At 61.6% G+C, this 21,667-nt stretch carries 21 protein-coding genes and 1 pseudogene; 8 read left to right on the top strand and 14 right to left on the bottom strand.

Annotation, left to right across the window (positions count from 1 at the left end; translation table 11 throughout):
• Nucleotides 1-421: transketolase C-terminal domain-containing protein (locus tag AACR77_RS18315; protein ID WP_042883243.1), on the top strand; the 421-nt coding region annotated here is incomplete at its 5' end.
• Between the two features lie 221 nt (nucleotides 422-642).
• On the opposite strand, the gene AACR77_RS18310 is transcribed toward AACR77_RS18315, so the two are convergent.
• The 14 genes from AACR77_RS18310 to glyA form a co-directional block, all read right to left on the bottom strand.
• Nucleotides 643-1,584 (bottom strand): ABC transporter permease, encoded by a 942-nt coding sequence (locus tag AACR77_RS18310; protein WP_029314771.1) that lies wholly within the window; start codon nucleotides 1,582-1,584, stop codon nucleotides 643-645.
• A gap of 3 nt (nucleotides 1,585-1,587) precedes the next feature.
• Complete coding sequence (locus AACR77_RS18305) at nucleotides 1,588-2,562, bottom strand: ABC transporter permease (RefSeq protein ID WP_042014465.1); 975 nt, start codon at nucleotides 2,560-2,562, stop codon at nucleotides 1,588-1,590.
• A 96-nt stretch (nucleotides 2,563-2,658) separates the two neighbouring features.
• Entirely contained in the window at nucleotides 2,659-4,215 is a 1,557-nt protein-coding gene (locus AACR77_RS18300; RefSeq protein ID WP_010675386.1) for an ABC transporter substrate-binding protein, read from the bottom strand.
• Between the two features lie 58 nt (nucleotides 4,216-4,273).
• A complete protein-coding gene (locus AACR77_RS18295) occupies nucleotides 4,274-5,998 on the bottom strand; it encodes a dipeptide ABC transporter ATP-binding protein (RefSeq protein WP_010675387.1) in 1,725 nt (574 codons plus the stop codon).
• 646 nt (nucleotides 5,999-6,644) lie between these two features.
• Complete coding sequence (locus AACR77_RS18290) at nucleotides 6,645-7,133, bottom strand: phosphatidylglycerophosphatase A family protein (protein ID WP_010675388.1); 489 nt, start codon at nucleotides 7,131-7,133, stop codon at nucleotides 6,645-6,647.
• Nucleotides 7,130-8,089 (bottom strand): thiamine-phosphate kinase, encoded by a 960-nt coding sequence (thiL, locus tag AACR77_RS18285; protein WP_039040298.1) that lies wholly within the window; start codon nucleotides 8,087-8,089, stop codon nucleotides 7,130-7,132. The genes AACR77_RS18290 and thiL overlap by 4 nt, the downstream gene beginning before the upstream one ends.
• A 57-nt stretch (nucleotides 8,090-8,146) precedes the next feature.
• The gene (gene nusB, locus AACR77_RS18280; protein ID WP_010675390.1) at nucleotides 8,147-8,560 is read right to left on the bottom strand and encodes a transcription antitermination factor NusB; all 414 of its coding nucleotides are present in this window, start codon (nucleotides 8,558-8,560) and stop codon (nucleotides 8,147-8,149) included.
• 14 nt (nucleotides 8,561-8,574) lie between these two features.
• Nucleotides 8,575-9,045: a 6,7-dimethyl-8-ribityllumazine synthase gene (gene ribH / locus AACR77_RS18275; protein WP_010675391.1), complete on the bottom strand. Its 471-nt coding sequence runs from the start codon at nucleotides 9,043-9,045 to the stop codon at nucleotides 8,575-8,577.
• Nucleotides 9,046-9,178: 133 nt separating this feature from the next.
• Nucleotides 9,179-10,288 (bottom strand): bifunctional 3,4-dihydroxy-2-butanone-4-phosphate synthase/GTP cyclohydrolase II, encoded by a 1,110-nt coding sequence (gene ribBA / locus AACR77_RS18270; RefSeq protein WP_039040299.1) that lies wholly within the window; start codon nucleotides 10,286-10,288, stop codon nucleotides 9,179-9,181.
• Nucleotides 10,289-10,425: 137 nt separating this feature from the next.
• Complete coding sequence (locus AACR77_RS18265) at nucleotides 10,426-11,079, bottom strand: riboflavin synthase (protein ID WP_041212973.1); 654 nt, start codon at nucleotides 11,077-11,079, stop codon at nucleotides 10,426-10,428.
• Nucleotides 11,080-11,134: 55 nt separating this feature from the next.
• Nucleotides 11,135-12,244 carry a bifunctional diaminohydroxyphosphoribosylaminopyrimidine deaminase/5-amino-6-(5-phosphoribosylamino)uracil reductase RibD gene (ribD, locus tag AACR77_RS18260; RefSeq protein WP_042883240.1) on the bottom strand — a complete coding sequence of 370 codons (1,110 nt, stop codon included), beginning with the start codon at nucleotides 12,242-12,244 and terminating at the stop codon, nucleotides 11,135-11,137.
• A gap of 277 nt (nucleotides 12,245-12,521) precedes the next feature.
• Nucleotides 12,522-12,971, bottom strand: a complete 450-nt coding sequence (gene nrdR, locus AACR77_RS18255) for a transcriptional regulator NrdR (protein ID WP_010675395.1) — start codon at nucleotides 12,969-12,971, stop codon at nucleotides 12,522-12,524.
• A gap of 134 nt (nucleotides 12,972-13,105) precedes the next feature.
• Nucleotides 13,106-13,540, bottom strand: coding sequence for a hypothetical protein (locus AACR77_RS18250; RefSeq protein ID WP_052224829.1), 435 nt, complete (start codon nucleotides 13,538-13,540; stop codon nucleotides 13,106-13,108).
• Nucleotides 13,541-13,627: 87 nt separating this feature from the next.
• Nucleotides 13,628-14,881: a serine hydroxymethyltransferase gene (gene glyA, locus AACR77_RS18245; RefSeq protein ID WP_010675397.1), complete on the bottom strand. Its 1,254-nt coding sequence runs from the start codon at nucleotides 14,879-14,881 to the stop codon at nucleotides 13,628-13,630.
• A 341-nt stretch (nucleotides 14,882-15,222) separates the two neighbouring features.
• On the opposite strand from glyA, the gene AACR77_RS18240 reads away from it, so the two are divergent.
• The 7 genes and pseudogenes from AACR77_RS18240 to AACR77_RS18210 form a co-directional block, all read left to right on the top strand.
• Nucleotides 15,223-15,510, top strand: a complete 288-nt coding sequence (locus AACR77_RS18240; protein ID WP_042883236.1) for a hypothetical protein — start codon at nucleotides 15,223-15,225, stop codon at nucleotides 15,508-15,510.
• A 150-nt stretch (nucleotides 15,511-15,660) separates the two neighbouring features.
• Complete coding sequence (gene torD, locus AACR77_RS18235; RefSeq protein WP_042883233.1) at nucleotides 15,661-16,329, top strand: molecular chaperone TorD; 669 nt, start codon at nucleotides 15,661-15,663, stop codon at nucleotides 16,327-16,329.
• 7 nt (nucleotides 16,330-16,336) lie between these two features.
• Nucleotides 16,337-16,705 carry a hypothetical protein gene (locus tag AACR77_RS18230; RefSeq protein ID WP_042014461.1) on the top strand — a complete coding sequence of 123 codons (369 nt, stop codon included), beginning with the start codon at nucleotides 16,337-16,339 and terminating at the stop codon, nucleotides 16,703-16,705.
• Nucleotides 16,706-16,849: 144 nt separating this feature from the next.
• Nucleotides 16,850-18,598 (top strand): EAL domain-containing protein, encoded by a 1,749-nt coding sequence (locus AACR77_RS18225; protein WP_052224828.1) that lies wholly within the window; start codon nucleotides 16,850-16,852, stop codon nucleotides 18,596-18,598.
• A 176-nt stretch (nucleotides 18,599-18,774) separates the two neighbouring features.
• Nucleotides 18,775-20,721 (top strand): acetate--CoA ligase, encoded by a 1,947-nt coding sequence (gene acs / locus AACR77_RS18220; protein WP_042883231.1) that lies wholly within the window; start codon nucleotides 18,775-18,777, stop codon nucleotides 20,719-20,721.
• 283 nt (nucleotides 20,722-21,004) lie between these two features.
• Nucleotides 21,005-21,454, top strand: coding sequence for a type II 3-dehydroquinate dehydratase (gene aroQ, locus AACR77_RS18215; protein ID WP_042883229.1), 450 nt, complete (start codon nucleotides 21,005-21,007; stop codon nucleotides 21,452-21,454).
• A 36-nt stretch (nucleotides 21,455-21,490) separates the two neighbouring features.
• Nucleotides 21,491-21,667 (top strand): annotated as a pseudogene (locus AACR77_RS18210) (acetyl-CoA carboxylase biotin carboxyl carrier protein); the annotation flags it as partial.

Genomic DNA, 21,667 nt, shown 5'->3' with positions numbered 1-21,667 from the left:
TATCCAGGCCGAGAGCGAGATGCAGGCCCTGCCCCTCGGCAAGGGACGTGTCGTTCGCGAGGGCAAGGGGACCGCCATCCTGGCGTTCGGCACCCTGCTGCAACAGGCCAGAGCAGCCGCCGAGGCGCTGGATGCCACCCTGGTGGACATGCGCTTCGTCAAACCCATGGACGAGGCGCTGGTGCTCTCTCTGGCCGCCTCCCACGATCAGTTCGTCACCCTCGAGGACAACGCCATCATGGGCGGTGCAGGCTCTGCGGTGAACGAGCTGCTGCTGGGCTGCAAGCAGTGCAAACCGGTGCTCAACCTCGGCCTGCCGGACCGCTTCATCGAGCAGGGCACCCAGGACGAGATCTACGCCCTGCTGGGGCTGGACAGCGTGGGCATTCAGACCCGCATCGAGAGCTGGCTGCAGGCCTGACAAGGGTTATCGCAAGCAATAAAAAAGGGCGCCTTATGGCGCCCTTTTTTGTTATTCACTGTGCCAGACCAACCCTGTTCACACACTGTCGCGAGAAGGCCGTCAACAAGGTTACAAGCCGCTCAGGAACCGAGACATACCTGAACACTCCTTGGTTCCACATAAGCGAGCAGCACATGAACCTTGATCACGGCCTCGCAGCCAGTTCGTGGAAAGGTTTATCAGCCCTTGTAGATCTTCGGGTTGAACACATCCCGCAGCCAGTCGCCGAGCAGGTTGATCACCAGCACCAGCACCACCAGGCAGAGGCCCGGGAAGGCGGTGATCCACCAGGATCCGGAGAAGATGTAGTTGAAGCCCACGCTGATGAGCGACCCCAGGGACGGTTGATCAACCGGCATCCCCAGACCCAGGAAGGAGAGGGCCGCCTCGCTCATGATGGCGTTCGCCACCTGCACGGTGGAGATGACCAGGATGGGGGACAGGCAGTTCGGCAGAATGTGGCGGAACATGATGCGCGGGGCGCGGAACCCCATCACCTGAGCCGCTTCCACATACTCCTTCTTCTTCTCCGCCAGCACGGAGGCGCGCACCGTCCGGGCATACTGGGGCCACTCGGCGATACCGATGATCACCACCAGCATCAGGATGGCGAACTTCGAGTAGAACTCGGAGCCAAAGGTCGCCTGGAAGATGGCGGAGATGATGATGGCCACCATCATGGTGGAGAACGACAGCTGCACGTCGGCAAAGCGCATCAGCAGGTTGTCGATACGACCGCCAAAGTAGCCGGCCATCAGACCGATGACGATACCGAGCACCAGCTGCAGCCCCACCGCGAACAGACCAATGGTCAGCGAGATGCGGGCGCCATAGAGAATGGTGCTCCAGATGTCGCGTCCCTGGTTGTCGGTCCCGAGCCAGAAGCGGGCCTCGCCCCCTTCCAGCCAGGAGGGGGGCAGCTCCGCATCCATCAGATCGAAGCTGGTCTGGTCATAGACGTTGTGCGGTGCGATCCAGGGTGCCAGCAGAGCCGCCAGCACGAAGACCACAAACACCGCAAAGCTGAACATGGCTACCTTGTCCCGCAGGAAGTAGTAGACGATGTCGGAATTTTTGAAGCGTGCCCAACGGCTTGGGCTTGCAGTTACAGCATTAGTCATCTGTTACCCCTTGGCGGTCAGGTTGACGGTCGGGTTGATCAACCCGTAGAGCAGGTCGACCAGGGTATTGGTCACCACGAAAATGAGGCCGACGAAGATGACGTAGGCGGTGATCAGCGGCGTATCGACCCGGTGGATCGCCTCAAGGAAGAGGAAGCCGGTCCCCGGCCACTGGAACACGCTCTCGGTCAGGATGGTGTAGGCCACCATGGTCCCGATCTGCACACCGCCCACCGTGATGACCGGCAGCATGGTGTTCTTCAGGGCGTGCTGGTAGTAGACCTTGTTGTTGTCCAGCCCCTTGGCACGGGCAAACTTGACGTACTCGGAGGAGAGCTGCTCCAGCATCTCCGAGCGCACCAGCCGGATGAACAGCGGCAGCATGATGGAGGAGAGGGAGACCGCAGGCAGCACCAGGTGCAGGATACCATCCCAGGTAAAGAAGCCCGACTCCCAGCCCAGCAGGTTGTAGGTCTCGCCACGGCCATAGGCCGGCAGCCAGCCCAGCTGGATGGAGAAGAGGTACATCAGCATGATGGCGGTCAGGAAGACCGGGATCGAGATGCCGATGCTGCTCACCGCCATGATGAGCTTGGTGAGGATGCTGCGCGGTCTTATCGCCGAATAAACCCCCAGCGGAATGGAGACCACGACGATGATGAGCGCGGCGGCAAACACCAGCTCAAGGGTAGCCACCAGCTTGTCGAGGATAACCTCGAGGGCTGGTCGCTTGAAGAAATAGGAAGTGCCCAGATCCCCGTGTACCGCGTTCTTCAAGAAGCGGCTGTATTTCACGAGGAAGGGATCATTGAGTCCCATCTTGTCGCGCAGCTCCTGGCGCACGGACTCGGAGACGGATTGTCCCACCAGCTCGCGCAGCGGATCCCCCAGGTTGTCCTGGATGGAGAAGGCGACCAGGCTGATGACGAACATCACTATCACGGCCTGATAGAACCGTTTCAGCAGGAATGTAAACATGCTTGTCCTTCTACGTGGCCTGTGTCTTGGCACAGGCTTCTGTTAATGGCGGGGCAACCATGGGTGCCCCGCCGGGTCCTTCCTTAAACGCTTCGCTTACTTGTTGACCACCAGGTCACCCAGATAAGGGAAGTTCATCACGTTGACCACCGGCTTGATGTCGACGTTCTTCTTGGCACCGTAGGCCAGGTCTTCCCAGTGCAGCGGCACATAGGCAGCGTCGTCGATCAGCATGGCTTCCACCTTCTGCAGGATGGCGGCACGCTTGGCAGGATCGGTCTCGGTGTTGGCTTCCATCACCATCTTGTCAGCTTCTGCGTTGGCATAACCGCCGCAGTTGTACTGACCCATGCCGGTCTTGGCATCCTTGGTGAAGGTCAGGAACTCGAAGAAGTTCGCACTGTCTTCGGTGTCGGAGTGCCAGCCGATCAGCTGCATGTCAGCGGCGCACTTGTCAAACTCCGGCCAGTACTGGGCCACCGGCATGGTCTTCAGATCCACCTTGATGTTGATCTTGGACAGCATGGCGGAGACGGCCTGGGCAATCTTGACGTCGTTGACGTAGCGGGCAGCCGGGGAGATGAAGCTCATCTTGAAGCCCTTCTCGTAACCGGCTTCCTTCATCAGCTCCTTGGCCTTGGCCAGATCATACTGGGGCTTGAGCGCCTCGTTGTAGCCTGCGTAGCCTTTCGGGCTCAGCTGGCCGGCCGGGGTACCGAAGCCCTTGTTGATCTTGTCGACGATGCCCACCTGGTTGATGGCGTAGTTGATCGCCTGACGCACGCGCTTGTCTTTCAGCGCCGGGTTGGTGTTCTGGTTCAGCTCGATGATGATGGCACGGGTACCGGACAGGGTGACCAGCTGGGAATCCTTGCCGTTCTTCACGCGCTCCAGATCGTTCGGGGCAACCGGGTAGATCATGTCCACGTCGCCGCCCAGCAGGGCTGCAACACGGGTGGCGTCTTCCTTGATCGGTACCACGGTCAGGTTTTCGACGTTGCCCTTGGAGGCCTTGTCCCAGTAGTTGGCGTTGCGCACGTATTCCAGCTTCACGCCCTGCTCGCGGAACTTGACGCTGAACGGACCGGTACCGGAGACATTGGTAGAGGCGAAGGAGTCACCGTTCTTCACGATCTCGGCCTTGTCCTTGCCCGCCTCGGTCTTGCCGCTATAGAACTTGGAGTCCATCGGGAAGATATAGGTGACGGTCTGCAGTACCAGCGGGAACGGCTTGGCGGTGACGAGATCCACGGTGAAATCATCCACCTTCTTGGCTTCGGCAATGGGGTCGAAGATCGCCTTGAAGTCCGGGGAGGCCTTCAGACGGTTGACGGTCCATACCACGTCATCGGCGGTGAAGTCGTTGCCGGAGTGGAACTTCACACCCTTGCGCAGGTGGAAACGGACGGTCTTGTCGTCGATGCGCTCATACTTCTCGGCCAGACGCGGCTCGAACTGCAGATCCTGGGTGTAACGCATCAGGGGGTCGAACACCAGGTGAGACATCTCCAGGGTCTGACCGGAGAGCTGCTCCTGCGGGTCCAGAGAGGTGGCGTCGGACGCGACGGCGACCTTGATGTCGGCAGCAGAAACGTTGAACGCGAGACCAGCGGCGAACAGCGCCATGGCGATCTTGGATAATCCTTTCTTCATGTCTTTCTCCATGCTTTTGGCTTTTTATTGACAGACAAACCGGCGAACCGGTGCTTTCCTAGCTTGCGATTTCCAGCCCCTCGCGGGACATTCCCTTGAATTCCGGCATGAGGGAGATCAGCTTGCGGCTGTACTCATGCTCGGCATTGGTGAACAGTTTCTCGGTCTCGGCCACTTCCACCAGATGACCGTGCTGCATCACACCGATGCGGTCGCACATCTGGCGGATGACCGGCAGATCGTGACTGATGAACAGCATGGTGAGCCCAAGCTCCTGTTGCAAGTCTTTGAGCAGGTTGAGGATCTGGGCCTGCACCGAGACATCCAGCGCCGAGGTCGGCTCGTCGCAGATGAGGAAGCGCGGGCGGGTCGCCAGGGCGCGGGCAATGGAGATGCGCTGGCGCTGACCACCGGAGAACTCGTGGGGATACTTGACCCCGGCGCCGCGGCCCAGGCCCACGTGATCCAGCAGGTCCCCGACGATCTGCTCTATCTGCCGCTCGCTCTCGGCGAGGCGGTGGAAGCGGATCGGCTCGGCGATGATGTCACGCACCTTCATGCGCGGGTTCATCGAAGAGTACGGGTTCTGGAACACCATCTGCATCTGGCGGCGCAGGGGGCGACGCTCGTGCTCCCCTTTCAGGGCGGTGAGATCGATCCCCTCGAAGACAATCTTGCCGGTGTCGGGCGGATAGAGCCCGGTGATGGCACGGGCGATGGTGGATTTACCGGAGCCCGACTCCCCCACCAGACCGAAGGTCTCACCCTCGAAGATCTCGAAGCTGATGTTGTTGCAGGCGCGCACGTACTGGCGGCGGCTCGGGAAGATGGAATCCTTGGTGACGAACTTCAGATCCACGTTCTCCACCCGCAGCAGCGCGCCTTCATAGGTGCGCTCGTCCTGACTCTGGCCGAGCCAGTGGGTTTTGAGATCGATGCTGGTATCCGCCGCACCGGCATCCTCGATATAGGAGACCAGGGGGAAGCGCACCAGCTTCACATCCGAGCGGGGCACCGCCGAGATGAGGCTGCGGGTATAGGGGTGATTGGGGCGGCCCAGCACCTGTTCCGTGGTGCCGAACTCCACCAGATCGCCGCGGTACATCACCGCCACCTTGTCGGTGACGTTGGAGACCACCCCCATGTCATGGGTCACCAGCATGCAGCCTACCTGGCGCTCTTTGCACAGGTTGCGGATGAGCTGGAGGATCTGATCCTGGATGGAGACGTCCAGCGCCGTGGTCGGCTCATCGGCGATGATGAGCTCGGGATCCCCGGAGAGGGCGATGGCGATCACCACCCGCTGGCGCATGCCACCGGAGAACTGGTGAGGATACTGCTTGATGCGCACGTCCGGGTTCGGGATCCCCACCGCCCCCATCAGCTCGAGGGCCTTGGCAAAGGCCGCCTCGCGAGACAGGTCGGTGTTGGCGAGGATGGTCTCCACCAGCTGCTGCTCCACAGTGAACAGCGGGTTGAGGGAGGTCATGGGATCCTGGAAGATGAAACCGATGCGCGAGCCGCGAATGGCCCGCATCTCGTTCTGGCTCTTGCCGGAGATGAGCTCGCCGTTGAGGTAGATGTCACCACGGGCGATGCGACCGGGCGGGCTCAACAGATCGATGACGGCGTTGCCGATGGTGGATTTGCCAGCGCCGGACTCACCGACGACGCCGACGATCTCGCCCTTTTCAACAGAAAAAGAGAGATCCTTGACCGCGGCAAGCACCCCGTAGCGGGAGGGGTACTCGATCCGCAAGTTTTTGACTTCAAGCAAGGACATGGTTACCTCTGCGGGGGACATCCGTCCCAAATAATTCGTCCGTAAATCAGCCGCAGATGCTGGTTGTGCCTTGGTACTGCTCGAGAGCCGTTGTTGTGTAATTAACGCTCAATCCATGAGGCAGCCAAACCAGCGATCCGGGCGGGTTTTTTGCATTTTTTTGGAATAACCCGCGAGTAAGTTAGTCGGTTTGCCCGCGGGTGTAAATGATCCAGTTATACAATTTCGCAATACTTTGCCCAGAGAATGCCGGCACCCTGGGGTTAAAATGTCGATAAAAGTCACATTACCAGAGATTACGCTGGCAATGCGAGATCATCAACCAATTATGTTTCAACAAAATAGCAACAAACCATCTTATTCACTATCAGCATTATGCTGACCAGCTTCGAATGAGTAGTGAATATTTATGTGAAATGATTTTTTGACGGCAGCATATCCGGAGTAAGGAAAAATAGGCAGAGCTAAATAGGGACAATGCAGAAGGATCAACCTGGGCCACAGGCCCGCCGGCACGGCAAGCCGGGAGGGATTGCATACAAAAAAACGCAGGCCCCTCAGGGCCTGCGTGTGCGGTGTGTCCGACCTCTTTGCAAGAGGAGAGGAGTGAAAAAACAGCGAGAGGGCGTTCGGGAGCCGCCTCCCCTCACCAGTGGGCAAGCAGTTGCATGCAGGCCAGGGCGAACAGGCCGGCGATGAGATCGTCCAGCATGATGCCAAGCCCGCCGTGAATGCGGCGATCGAACCAGGAGATGGGCCAGGGCTTGAGCACGTCGAACAGGCGAAACAGCACGAAGCCCGCCAGCACCCACTCCCAGCCAGCCGGGGCCGCAATCATGGTGACCCCGAATCCGATGACCTCGTCCCAGACGATAGCCCCGTGATCCGGCATCCCGATGGCGTCGGTGGCGCTCTGGCAGATGCGGATGCCCGCCACGAAACCCACCACCAGCAGGGCGATGAACCAGGAGGTCGGCAGCCCGCTCACCAAGAGATAGAGCGGGATGGCTGCCAGGGTCCCCATGGTGCCCGGCGCCTTGGGGGAGAGGCCGGAGCCAAAGCCCACCGCCAGGAAGTGGAGCGGGTTTTTAAGGTTCAGCCGCGTCAGCTCGGGCTTTATCTTGAAAGACATCATGCGAAGTGATCCCAGCCCTTGAGGTGCAGTTCGACGGGTTGTTCGTCCTGCAGGTAGTCGATGCCAGGCTCCCCGGCCAGGATGCGACCGATGCGGGTGAACTTCACGCCACAATTGGCCAACGCCGTGTCCAGGGCACCGTGATGCTCCTGGGGCACGGTGAAGCAGAGCTCGTAGTCGTCGCCCCCGGCCAGAGCAAGTTGCCAGGCATCCATGGCCGGCACCGCATCCTGCAACACGGGGGAGAGGGGCAGCAGATTGAGATCGATCTGGGCCCGCACGCCGGACGCCTTGAGGATGTGGCCGAGATCGGAGGCCAGGCCGTCGGAGAGATCCAGGGCGCTGCTGGCCAGCCCGCGCAGGGCCTGACCGGCCAGGATGCGGGGATGGGGATGGTCGAGGCGCGGCAGCACGGCCGCCAGCTGGTTCTCGTTGAGGGTGCGCTTGCCCAGCAGGTGGGAGAGCGCCAGGGCGGCATCTCCCAGGGTACCGGTCACGTAGACCCCGTCACCGGCCTTGGCGCCGCTGCGCATCAGGGCGCGACCTGCCGGGACCGATCCTTTCACCGAGACGGTGATGGAGAGGGGCCCGCGGGTCATGTCTCCCCCCACCAGCGCCACGTTGTAGTACTCGGCGAGCTCGAGGAACCCTTCGGCGAAACCGGCGACCCAGCGCTCGTTGATGGCGGGCAGGGTCAGGGCCAGGGAGACCCAGCGCGGCTCGGCCCCCATGGCGGCCAGATCGGAGAGATTGACCGCCAGCGCCTTGTAGCCGAGATCCACCGGATCCATGTCGGGGAAGAAGTGCACGCCGCTCACCAGGGTGTCCGTGCTCACCGCCAACTGGGCGTCGGGGGGCAGGGTCAGCAGGGCACAGTCATCTCCAGGGCCCATCACCACGTCCTTGCGGGCGTGGGGGACCTTGAAGTACTTCTCAATCAGCTCAAATTCACCCATACAGTAAAAAGCCAGCAATAAGCTGGCTCCTCTCTTAATTGCTGACGGACAGCAGGATCAGCGCTTGGGCAGCGTCTTGATCACCTTGTCCAGGACGCCGTTGACAAACTTGTGGCTGTCATCGGCGGCGAAGGCTTTGGCCAGCTCGATCGCTTCGTTGATCACCACGCGCGGCGGCACATCTTCACGACGGGTCAGCTCGTAGGTCGCCAGACGCAGGATCGCCTTGTCCACCATGTCCACTTCTTCCAGCGGACGGGAGAGGAAAGGCGCGAACACCTTGTCCAGCTCGTTGCAGTGGACCGCAACCCCGAACAGCAGATCGCGGAAATAGTTCAGGTCCACACCCTTGGTGTCCTGATCGATCTTGAACTGCTCTTCGATGTCGCCCACGTTGGCCTGGGTCATCTGCCACTGGTAGATGGCCTGGGTGGCGCAATGGCGGGCCTTACGGCGCTCGGACGGTTTCAATGCATTTCTCCTCGTTACACGTCCAGTTGTTTCAGGACGTTGATCATTTCGAGCGCGCTCAGTGCAGCCTCTGCACCCTTGTTACCCGCCTTGGTACCGGCGCGTTCGATGGCTTGTTCAATGTTTTCGGTGGTCAGCACGCCGAAGGCAACGGGAATGTCGTATTCCATCATTACCTGGGCCAGACCCTTGCCGTTCTCGCTCGCTACCAGTTCGAAGTGGTAGGTACCGCCGCGGATGACGGTGCCGAGTGCGACGATGGCGTCGTATTGACCGCTCTTGGCCAGCTTCTTGGCCGCCAGGGGAATTTCGACGGCCCCCGGTACGCGCACCAGGGTCAGATTGCTCTCCTGGACCTGACCTTGACGCTTCAGCACGTCCAGCGCGCCGTTCACCAGGCTGTCATTGATGAAGCTGTTGAAACGGGCAACGACAATAGCAACACGCGCCTCGGGAGCGGCGATATTTCCTTCGATAATCTTCATTGGAAATCCTGTCTCTGTGCAATCAATTAGGGGCCGGGCTCAAAAGTGCACGCATTCTAGCACAACAGAGCCGCGACAAAAAACCATGGCCGCAACGGGCGGCCATGGTGATGAATTCAACCATACTCAGCGCTTACTCGCCGACGTACTCCACCACTTCCAGACCAAAGCCACCGAGGGCATGGTACTTCTTGGGAGAGCTCAACAGGCGCATCTTGCCGACCCCCAGCGCCTTGAGGATCTGGGAACCGACCCCGACCCGGCGCGAGGTGCCCTGCCACTTGGCCCCTTCCGGTGCCAGCCCCTTGTCGGCGGCTTCAAAACCCTTGACCCTGGCCAGCAGCTCGGCGCCATGGGCTTCCGCCCCCAGGATCACCAGCACCCCGCCCTCGTCGGCGATGCGGGCCATGGATTTGGGCAGCGGCCAGCTGCGGGCGCTGTGGCGGTCGGTGAGCAGCAGATCGCTCAGCACGTCGTGCAGGTGCACCCGTACCAGGGTCGGCTGGTCGGCCTTCACGTCCCCTTTCTTCAGGGCGAAGTGGACCTGGTTGTCGATGGTGTCGCGGAAGGTGACGAGGTCGAACTCGCCGTATTCGGTGGGCAACTTGCACTCGGCCACCTTCTCTACCGTGGTCTCGTGCTGGTTGCGGTATTCGATAAGGTCGGCAATGGTGCCGAGCTTGATGCCGTGCTGCTCGGCGAAGATCTCGAGATCCGGGCGCCGGGCCATGGTGCCGTCTTCGTTGAGGATCTCGACGATGACGGAGGCTGGCTCGAAGCCGGCCAGCCGGGCCAGATCGCAGCCCGCTTCGGTGTGGCCGGCGCGGGTCAGCACACCGCCATCCTGCGCCATCAGCGGGAAGATGTGGCCGGGCTGCACCAGATCGGCGGCCTTGGCATGGGGCGCCACCGCGGCCTGCACGGTGACGGCGCGGTCGGCGGCGGAGATGCCGGTGGTCACCCCTTCCGCCGCCTCGATGGAGACGGTGAAGGCGGTGGAGAACTGGGCATTGTTGCGATCGACCATCAGCGGCAGCGCCAGCTGCTTGCAGCGATCCCGGGTCAGGGTCAGGCAGATGAGCCCCCGACCGTAGCGCGCCATGAAGTTGATGTCTTCCGGGCGGACACAGGAGGCGGCCATGATCAGGTCCCCTTCGTTCTCCCTGTCTTCGTCATCCATCAGGATCACCATCTTGCCAGCCTTGATATCGGCAATGATTTCCTGGGTCGTGCTCAGCGCCATGGGCTACTCCATCAACATGCTTGGGGATTGAGCCAGTCGGCTCGACTTGATACTGCGTATTGTGCTCTAGATGGGGGCACGCGGCCCCGTTTCAATCCGCGCGGGATCACAGAACCGCGTTTTCCCGTCAAAACGGCTCACAAGAATCCGGACTGGGCCAGCTTCTCCAGGGTCAGGGTAGAGGCACTGCTCTGCTCGCGCTTGCCCGTCATCAGCCGCTCCAGATAGCGGGCTATCTGGTCCACCTCGAGGTTGACCCGGTAGCCGGGTTTCCAGCGGGCGATGGTGGTCTCCTGGGCGGTGTGAGGCACGATGGTCAGCCGGAAGAGATCCCCCTGAACCGCATTGACGGTGAGGCTGATGCCATCCACCGCAATCGACCCCTTCTCGGCGATGTAGCGGGAGAGCTCCCCCGGCGCCTTGATCCAGTATTCGATGGCGCGGCCGCTGGACGATTTGCTCTTCACCTCGCCGATACCGTCCACGTGGCCGGAGACCAGGTGGCCGCCGAGGCGGGAGGTGGGCATCAGCGCCTTCTCGAGGTTGACCGGATCCCCTACCTTGGCGGCAGAAAAACCGGTGCGGGAGAGGGTCTCCAGGGAGACGTCGGCGGTATAGCTGTGATCCCCGAGCGCCACCACGGTGAGGCAGACGCCGTTGGTGGCGATGGAGTCGCCCAGCTTGACGTCACTGAAGTCCAGGGTCGGCGCGTGCACGGTGAGGGCCATGTCCTCCCCCTGGCGACGCAGCTCGGCCAGGGTTCCCACCGCTTCGATAATTCCGGTAAACATGCAGATCACCTTGCTGATGACGGGGGCGACGGATGCCCCCGTGAACATTGAAAAATCAGGCTATTTTCGCAGTGATGCGAATATCCTGGCCAAGCATGCGCACATCCTTGAGGTTGAGTTTGGGGGCCTGGAACAGCCGGGTCAGCCCCGGCAGATGGAACAGGCCGCGCCCCTCATCCCCCATCAGTTTGGGCGCCTGATAGAGCACCAGCTCGTCCACCAGCCCCTTCTCCAGCAGGGCGCCGCACAGCCGTGGTCCCGCCTCCACCAGTACCAAGTTGACGTTCTGTTTGGCCAGCAGCATGAAGAGGCTGACCAGATCCAGCTTGCCATCCAGCAGCGGCACCTCCAGCTGCTGCACCCAGGCGGGCCACTCACCGGATGCCTTGTGGCGGGCCAGCAGTACCGGGCTCTCGCTCTGGAACAGGGGCAGATCCGGGGTGAGCCGGTTTTGCGAATCCACGATGACCCGCAGCGGCTGGCGCAGGGTCTCTTTGGGATAGACCGCCTTGACCGAGGGGGGCAGCTCGTCCCAGCGCACGGTGAGGGAGGCGCCATCCGCCAGCACGGTTTCGGCGCTGGAGAGCACCGCATCGTGACGGGCTCGCAGCCGCTGCACGTCCCGGCGCGCCTCCGGAGAGGTGATCCACTGGCTCTCGCCACTCGCCATGGCGGTGCGACCATCCAGGCTAGCCCCCAGCTTGACCGTCACCAGCGGGAACGCGGTGCGCATCCGCTTGAAGAAACCAGGATTGAGGGCCTCGGCTTCTGCGGCCAGCAGGCCGAAATCGGTCTTGATCCCCGCCTCGGAGAGCATCCGCAGGCCACGCCCGCCCACCTGGGGATTGGGATCCACCATGGCGGCGACCACCCGGGTCACCCCGGCCTTGATGAGCGCTTCGGCGCAGGGGGGCGTGCGACCATGATGGGAGCAGGGCTCCAGGGTCACATAGGCGGTGGCACCGCGGGCCTCTTCCCCTGCCGCGTGCAGGGCATAGACCTCGGCATGGGGCTCACCGGCCCGCTTGTGCCAGCCCTCCCCTACCACCACGCCGGCCTTCACCAGCACGGCGCCGACGCAGGGGTTGGGGGCCGTGGTGTAACGGCCGCGCCGGGCCAGTTCGAGGGCCCGGCTCATCCATTGGTAATCGTCTTGACTAAACATCCGGGCTCCTGTGTCCAGCAACCTGTCCCCCGTGGCACGGCCATCCGATGGGACAAGAAAATAGGGTGTACGCGCTTGCCGCACGCCTTCTCGGGCAGATCGGCCATGGCATCTGACGCCATGGCGACGGGCACACACATCGCAGGATGCGGCCGCACGCCCTCATACTTTTTCACCAGTGCAACGATGCGCTATCTGGATGTCTCACTGGTGTAACAACTGGCGCTGCCGCAACGGCAGCCCCTCTCTTATTCACATAGGGAGCGACAGGCCGGCGTTACTTCTCCAGCTTGGCGATCTCTTCCCCGAATTCGCGAATGTCTTCAAAGCTGCGGTAGACGGAGGCAAAGCGGATGTAGGCCACCTTGTCCAGGCTCTTGAGCTCATCCATCACCAGATTGCCCACCAGCTGGGAGGCGACTTCACGCTCACCGGTGGCCCGCAGGCGGGACTTGATGTGGTTGACCGCCTTCTCGATGGCCTCCATGCTCACCGGCCGCTTCTCCAGCGCCCGCAGAATGCCGGCCCGCAGTTTGTCTTCGTTGAAGGGCTCGCGGGAGCCGTTGGACTTGATGACGCGGGGCATGACCAGTTCGGCCATTTCGAAGGTGGTAAAACGCTCGTGACAGAGCAGGCATTCGCGACGGCGGCGCACCTGATGGCCCTCGGCCACCAGACGGGAATCGATCACCTTGGTATCAACGGCACTACAGAAAGGGCAATGCATCTGACCTCCGGCGTGGATGAAAATGGGCGCGGGCCCCGAGGGCTGGCGCTAGGCCGGCCAGTGTAACACGGCCATCCAGAGCCGGTAAAAGCCCATGAAAACAAGGGACAACCAGCCAGACCTTCGGGCAGGACTCAGTCGTCATAGGGCAACGCCTCGGGGTCGCAATCCTGGTAATCGGGGGCAGGATCCGCCGCGAACCGGCGAGCAGCCACATGGCTGTGGCCCAGCATCAGCGCCTTGCCCACCCGGTGCATGCCATCCATCACCCGGCCGGCGCTGTCCAGCAGGATGGGATAGGCGAGATCCGCCGCCATCATGAGCTGGCAATGCGCCACCACGCTGCGCACCGTGGGCGTGGCGTCGCCATGGCCGTACCAGTGGTCGCGGTCAAGCTCGGCAATCTCGCCGAGTGCCACTGCCTGCACCGGCAGGTTGCGGCTCAGCCGGATCAAGCGGCGCACATCCCAGGCCAGCAGCCCCTGTTCGCTGGCGCGAAAGTGGTACTGGGCGCGAACCGTCTGCCGCAGTGACGCCTCCAGCACGTCCTCTTCCATGTCATCGCACATGATCACCTCTGTCTCATCTTGCCAGACGCTGCAAAAAACAATGCCACCCGAGGGTGGCATTGGTCTTCAACCTGAAGGTCAGGCTGATTATGCGTAGACCGGGAAGCGGCGGCAGATGTCCAGCACCTTCTCGCGCACGGTCGCCAGCACTTCTTCGTTGTCGTGGCTGTCCAGCACGTCGCAGATCCAGTTGGCCAACTGGATGGACTCGGCTTCCTTGAAGCCGCGGCGGGTGATGGCCGGGGTGCCGATACGCACGCCGGAGGTCACGAACGGGGAACGCGGGTCGTTCGGTACGGAGTTCTTGTTGACGGTGATGTTGGCCTTGCCGAGGGCTGCGTCGGCATCTTTGCCGGTCAGCTCGCGACCGATCAGGTCAACCAGCATCAGATGGTTGTCGGTACCGCCGGAGACGATCTTGTAGCCGCGCTCGATAAAGGTCGCCGCCATGGCCTTGGCGTTCTTCACAACCTGGGCCTGGTAGGTCTTGAACTCGGGCTCCAGCGCTTCCTTGAAGGCCACGGCCTTGCCGGCGATGACGTGCATCAGCGGGCCGCCCTGACCACCCGGGAAGACGGCGGAGTTCAGCTTCTTGTACAGATCTTCGTCGTCGGCGGCGGAGAGGATCAGACCACCGCGCGGACCGGCCAGGGTCTTGTGAGTGGTGGAGGTGACCACGTGAGCGTGGGGCACCGGGTTCGGGTAGACGCCGGCGGCAATCAGACCGGCTACGTGGGCCATGTCCACGAACAGGTAAGCACCGATCTTGTCGGCGATCTCGCGCATGCGGGCCCAGTCGACGATGCCGGAGTAGGCGGAGAAGCCGCCGATCATCATCTTCGGCTTGTGCTCAACGGCCAGGCGCTCCATCTCGTCGTAGTCGATCTTGCCGGACTCGTCGATGCCGTAGGGGATGATGTTGTACAGCTTGCCGGAGAAGTTAACGGGGGAGCCGTGGGTCAGGTGACCGCCGTGGGCCAGGTTCATGCCGAGCACGGTGTCGCCCGGTTGCAGCAGGGCCATGTAGACGGCGCTGTTGGCCTGGGAGCCGGAGTGTGGCTGCACGTTGGCGTAGGTGGCACCGAACAGCTCTTTGGCGCGCTCGATGGCCAGGGTTTCAACCACATCCACATACTCGCAACCGCCGTAGTAACGCTTGGCCGGGTAGCCTTCGGCGTACTTGTTGGTCAACTGGGAGCCCTGGGCTTCCATGACGCGGGGGCTGGTGTAGTTCTCGGACGCAATCAGCTCGATGTGCTCTTCCTGACGACGGGTCTCGTCTGTGATGGCCTGCCACAGCTCTGGATCATAGCCGGCGATGGTCATGTCACGTTTCAACATCCGTTTATCTCCTGAAAATCGTTTGCGCGATAGGTGAAGTGGGCCCGCGCATTGTAACGTGAGCTGGATCAAAGAGACAGTCCAACCACCCAAAAAATTGTTTATAAAATGTAAAATACGTCGCAAATTTCGAATCCCGCCCCCTGGCTTCGCTCATCCCCCCGGCCTCCCCACACCCGCAATCCGGCTCCAGCCATCGTCCCCACTTCCCGGGCAAGGCGATAGAAACCAGAGCCAGATCATGGATATAGCATTTACTAACAGATAACATCTTTAGGCCATGGGACATCTGCACGAGCGGGTGTCGCTCCCTGCCATCCCGGAACACAAGGGGAAACGCCATGATGGATCATCTGATGCTGTTCGTGATTGTCGCGGTCTTCGCTCTCTTCTACTGGGTCTACTACACCGCCAGCCGCAAGGGTGCCTGCACCGCCAACTGGGAGACACTTCCCACCCGGGAGCAGTACCTGGCGGCCCATCCCGGCGCCGCCGACGGGGATCTCATCTTCTGCATCCATTGCGGTCACCATCAGCAGCGGGAGGTCGGCCTGGTGCACCAGGTGGATTACCGCCGACAGCACATCTGCCCCCGTTGCAAGCAGGTGCTCTATCGCGTCGAGGAGTAGGTTGGCCTTCTCGTCGCCCACGGCGATCCCGCAATAGCGCCCCCCTCTCCTGGCGCTATCCAGCCAAAAGGCCCCATGAGTTTCCTTTATTTTTAAAGTCGTTAGAATCGGGGGCCATCAAGGCTCCCGATTGTCATCCACGGAGGAAAAATGCAGGAATTCATGGCGACCAGCGAACGCCGGGCCGAGCTTTACTGGTGGTTTTCCACCCTGTTTGCTGCCGAACTCAGTGATGCACAGATCGCTGAATACGACACCTATGACGTGCGCAGCTTCTTGAAGAGCCTCTCTACTCTCGACCCCATGCGCGAAGCCGTGGCCGAGCTCAACGACGCCATCGCCCGCCTGCTGGTGCGCCCCGAGCGCCAGACGGCCCTGGCCGCCGACTTCGCCGGCCTGTTCCTGAGCGCTCCCGGGCAGGGTGCCCTGCCCTACGAATCCCTCTACCGGGGCGAAGGCAAGCAGCTGATGCAGGCCCCCATGACCGAGATGCAGGCTCGCCTCGATCGCCTCGGCATCAACGTCAGCAACAAGTACAATGAGCCTGCCGATCATCTGGCCATCGAGCTGGATCTGATGGGCAGCCTCATCATCCGCGCCGCCGAGTCGACCACCGCCGACCAGCGCGAGGCGTGGCTTGGCGAGCAGGAGTCCCTGCTGCACGGTCACCTGCTGGGCTGGTTCGAGCGCTTCGAGCAGGCCTGCCGGGCCGCCGACACGTTTGGCTTCTACGGTGCCAGTGCCCGCCTGCTGGGAGTCTTCCTCAAGATGGACGCCAACTACCTCTCCCTGGTCAAACCGGCACCGTCCGCCGACTGAGCCCGGCATGAAGACAGCCCTGCTTCTTATCGCATGCTGGCTGCTGGCCCTGATCCCGCTGGATCAGGGTCTCACTCCCCTCGTGACGCTGCTGTTCAACCCGGACCGCGCGCTCTACGGCACCGCCCAGCTCACCGGCTTTGCCGGCATCCTGCTGACCCTCTACCTCGCCAATCTCGGGGTGGAAGTGGTGCTGCGTCGCCGTTTCCAGATAGCGGGCATGCTGGCCCTGCTCGCCGCCTGGGCAGATTTCATCAACAGCAGCGGCACCGAGAGCCACTGGCTGGTGCTCTACGCCATGGCGTTGCCGTTTCATCTGGTGGGCTGGCTGGTATTTGTTCGCGGGATCCAGGCGTTTGGCCGCCAGAAAGGCTGACATCCCGTTGATTTCACACCCTTCTCACACTTTCTTTCTCTCCTGACACTTCCTGCCATACTGACACAGTCGTCCAAATGACAAAGCAATCAATTCAGGAGCCCCCATGGAAAAAGTGCTGCCGAATCGGTTCCGACACGGCATTTGTCAGGCCCGCTCTCTCCCTACGAGTTGCAACAGCTGTTCGCCCAGGCGCCCATCGGGATTGGGGTCTTCGATCACGAATTCAGGTGTCGCGACGTCAACGGACGCTTTGCCGAACTGACCGGCCTCGCGCGGGCAGAGCACCCGGGCAAGACGCTGTTCGACATTGTCCCTGCCCAGACTCCCCAGCTGCTCCCGCTGTTTCAGCAACTGCGACAAGGGGCCCCCCGATGCGCATTTGAGGTGGAGACGGTCGGTCTCTCCCACGCGGCCTCTCCCGCACGCTGGCAAGTGAGCGTCAGCTCCGTGCTGGATGAGGAGGGCACCTTCAGCGGCATCTTCCTCATGATGAGGGAGTCCGTACAGACAAGCACCCACCTCGATGCACCCGCGTCCCTCGGCCTGCAGGAGATGACCCACCTTCATGCACTGCGTCTCTATCAGGCCGAAGCCCGCTTGCAGCACCTCTCCTATTACGATCCTCTCACCGATCTCGGCAATCGCCATCTGCTGCAAGAGCGCCTCACCCTGGAGATAGAGACGGCCAGGGTGAACCACCACGTCCTGGCGCTGCTGTTCATCGATCTCGACGGCTTCAAGCTCATCAACGACAACCTGGGGCACAGTGCCGGCGATCTGCTGCTCAAGCTGTCGGCAGACCGCATTCGCCACTGCCTGCGCCCCGGAGACATCGCCATCCGGCTGGGGGCAGACGAATTTCTGGTGTTGCTGCCCGCCATCAGAGACACCCAGGATCTGCTGGGTCTCATCGAGGGGTTGCAACGCAGGCTGCACGATCCCGCCGACATCGCCCAGGAGCGGGTGAGGCTCTCCGCCAGCATCGGCGTCTCCCTCTATCCGGAGCATGGCCAGACCCCGGACAGCCTTATCAGCGCGGCGGACAACGCCATGCATGAAGCCAAGCGCCGTGGCCGCAACGGCTATCTGTTCCACTCCCCCGACATGACGACACAGACCAGGGAGCGGATGCTGCTGGAGCAGGGACTGCTCAAGGCCATTGAGCAGCAAGAGTTTCGCCTGCTCTACCAACCCATGACGGATCTGGCGGATGGTCATCTCAGCGGCCTGGAGGCCCTGATCCGCTGGCAGCATCCCAGCCTTGGCATGATATCCCCGGACCGTTTCATTCCGGTGGCAGAGGAGTGCGGTCTCATCGAACCACTGGGCGAATGGGTGATGCGCACCGCCTGCCGGCAAGGGCAGCAGTGGCTGGCCGAAGGGCTCGCCGTGCCCCGGCTCTCGGTCAATGTGTCGGTCAGGGAGATGCGTTCCCACGACTACGTGGAGCGGGTGACAGCCATTCTGGCCGAGACCGGTTTTCCTGCCGAACGGCTGGAGATCGAGGTCACCGAGAGCATCATCCAGAGCGTGGATCACAGTCTGCGGCTCTTCACCCGTCTCAAGGCGCTGGGGGTGCAGATCGCCATCGACGACTTCGGCACCGGTTTCTCCTCCCTGAGCCTGCTCAGGAGCCTGCCCATCGATCGCATCAAGATAGACAGGGCCTTCGTCCAGGCGTTGCCCGACGACAAGCACAGCCGCGAGCTGTGCCGGACCATAGTCCAGCTGGCCAGTTCCCTCGGCATGGCCGTCACGGCGGAAGGGATAGAAACCCAGCCCCAGCGCCAGTTCCTGCAATCCCTGCGTTGCGAAGAGGGACAGGGCTACCTGTTCAGCCATCCCCTGCCAGAACCCAGCCTGCCTCCCCTGCTCCCCCTCCGCCATTGAGCCTTGGCCACGCCACCACGCAAGCAAAGAAGGGAGCCCATGGCTCCCTTCTCCTTCCTCATCATGGCCTTCCGGGCCGCTATCTTCGTCGCTATCCAAAAGTCTAATTGCCCTCGGGAACCAAAGGTATAAGTTGTTACTCAATCATTAAGAAAATGTATTCACAGGAGTGAGAGATGAGCGAGAGCAAGGTCTACCCGGTCAAGGCCCACATCGGCAACGGCGCCCTGCTGGACAAGGAAGGTTATGAAGCCATGTATCAAGCGTCGGTGCAGGATCCGGACGCCTTCTGGGGGGAGCAGGGCAAGATCCTTGACTGGATGACCCCCTACACCCGCGTCAAGAACACCTCCTACGATCCGGGCCACGTCTCCATCAAGTGGTATGAGGATGGTCTGCTCAACGTCTCGGCCAACTGCCTGGATCGTCATCTGAGCGAGCGCGGCGACAAGGTCGCCATCATCTGGGAAGGGGACAACCCGGCTGAAGATCGCAAGATCACCTATCGCGAACTGCACGCCGAAGTGTGCAAGTTTGCCAACGTGCTCAAAGCCCAGGGGGTCAAGCGTGGCCACATGGTCTGCCTTTATATGCCCATGGTGCCGGAGGCGGCCATCGCCATGCTGGCCTGTACCCGCATCGGGGCCGTGCACAGCATCGTCTTCGGCGGCTTCTCGCCGGAGGCGCTCTCGGGCCGCATCATCGACTCCGGCGCCTCCGTCGTCATCACCGCCGATGAGGGGTTGCGAGGCGGTCGCCCCATCCCCCTCAAGAAGAACGTGGATGAGGCCCTTACCCACCCGGATACCAAGGTCAGCAAGGTGATCGTCCTCAAGCGCACCGGTGGCAACGTGGCCTGGCACGAGCACAGAGACATCTGGTGGCATGATGCGGTCAACGCCGCCAGCCCGGATTGTCCGCCCGAAGCCATGGGCGCCGAAGATCCCCTGTTCGTGCTCTACACCTCCGGCTCCACCGGCAAGCCCAAGGGTGTGCTGCACACCACGGGCGGCTATCTGGTCTATACCGCCCTCACCTTCAAGTACGTGTTCGATTACCACGAAGAGGACATCTACTGGTGTACCGCCGACGTGGGTTGGGTCACCGGTCACTCCTATCTGGTCTACGGGCCGCTGGCCAACGGCGCCACCACCGTCATGTTCGAAGGGGTGCCCAACTACCCGGCTACCAACCGCATGAGCCAGGTGGTGGACAAACACCAGGTCACCATCCTCTATACCGCCCCCACCGCCATTCGCGCACTGATGGCCAAGGGCAAGGAGGCTGTCGAAGGCACTTCCCGCACCAGCCTGCGCATCATGGGGTCGGTGGGTGAACCCATCAACCCGGAAGCCTGGGAGTGGTACTACCGCACCATCGGCGACGAGCGCTGCCCCATCGTCGACACCTGGTGGCAGACCGAGACCGGCGGCATCCTCATCACTCCGCTGCCCGGCGTCACCGCCCTCAAGCCCGGCTCGGCCACCCGTCCCTTCTTCGGAGTACAGCCTGCTCTGGTGGACAACCTGGGTGAGCCGCTGGAAGGCGCCACCGAGGGCAACCTGGTGATCACCGACTCCTGGCCCGGCCAGATGCGTACCGTGTTCGGCGATCACGAGCGCTTCGAGCAGACCTACTTCTCCACCTTCCCGGGTCGCTACTTCACCGGCGACGGTGCCCGTCGCGACGAGGACGGCTACTACTGGATCACCGGCCGGGTGGATGATGTACTCAACGTCTCCGGCCACCGCATGGGCACCGCCGAAATCGAGTCCGCTCTGGTGGCCCATCCGAAGATCGCCGAAGCGGCGGTGGTGGGTGTTCCCCACGAGATCAAGGGACAGGGCATCTACGCCTATGTCACCCTGATCGCCGGGGAAGAGCCGAGCCGCGAGTTGCACAAGGAAGTGAAGGAGTGGGTGCGCAAGGAGATTGGCGCCATCGCGACCCCGGACGTGATCCACTGGGCCGAAGGGCTGCCCAAGACCCGATCCGGCAAGATCATGCGCCGTATCTTGCGCAAGATCGCCACCGGCGAAACCGACAGCCTGGGGGATATCTCCACCCTGGCGGATCCGGGGGTCGTGGACAAGCTGATCCGCGAGAAGTCGGAAGCGGCGTGAGTCTCTTCCCCACGTCAACAGAGCCGGCCACGTGCCGGCTTTGTTGTCTTCGGGATCCGGACAGGGCAGAGTTCGGTGGCAGGCAGGGCTTGCGGGCAAACCAGGCCAATAAATAGCCAGATGTAGAGATTAGACCAGTAAAATGCTGCTAATTTTCACGAAATCAATATAATTGCGAAATCTGTGTGTCAGGGCACACCGATTTGTGCAAAAATTGGCTAGATTTTTGGTAGTCCAAAGATAGCTGATAGATAGCAGCATAATCATCGAGGATGTACTCAATATGTCGCAACATCACCGAATCCTCCTGCTTAACGGCCCCAATCTGAATCTGCTGGGCAAGCGGGAACCGGGAATCTACGGCAGCAAGACGCTCGATGAGATCGTCACCGATCTGACGCGCAGCGCCAGCGAACTCGGTGTCACCCTGGAACATCTGCAATCCAATGCCGAGCACGAGCTGATCGGCCGCATCCATCAGGCCATGGGCCGGGTGGATTTCATCATCATCAATCCCGCCGCCTTCACCCATACCAGCGTTGCCCTGCGCGATGCCCTGCTGGGTGTGGCCATCCCCTTTATCGAGGTTCACCTGTCAAACGTTCATGCCAGGGAGCCCTTCCGTCATCACTCCTATCTGTCTGATGTCGCCAAGGGGGTGATCTGCGGGTTGGGTGCCGATGGTTACCAATTCGCTTTAACCGCGGCCGTGCATCAGATGCGCGCGGCTTGATAATCACTGATCAGATAAAGAAGAAAGAGAATGCTAATGGATATCCGCAAAATCAAGAAGCTGATTGAACTGGTTGAAGAGTCCGGCATCGCCGAGCTGGAAATCTCCGAAGGGGAAGAGTCCGTTCGCATCAGCCGTAATTTCTCCGGCCAGGTTAGCGTTGCCCCGCAGATGATCATGCCCCAGGCCGCGGCTCAGGTTGCCGCACCGGTT

Origin of the sequence: Aeromonas sp. ZOR0002 (assembly GCF_963866995.1) — a bacterium.
In the GTDB taxonomy this organism is placed as follows: Bacteria; Pseudomonadota; Gammaproteobacteria; order Enterobacterales; family Aeromonadaceae; genus Aeromonas; species Aeromonas caviae.
This window is presented reverse-complemented; position numbering and strand designations above follow the sequence as displayed.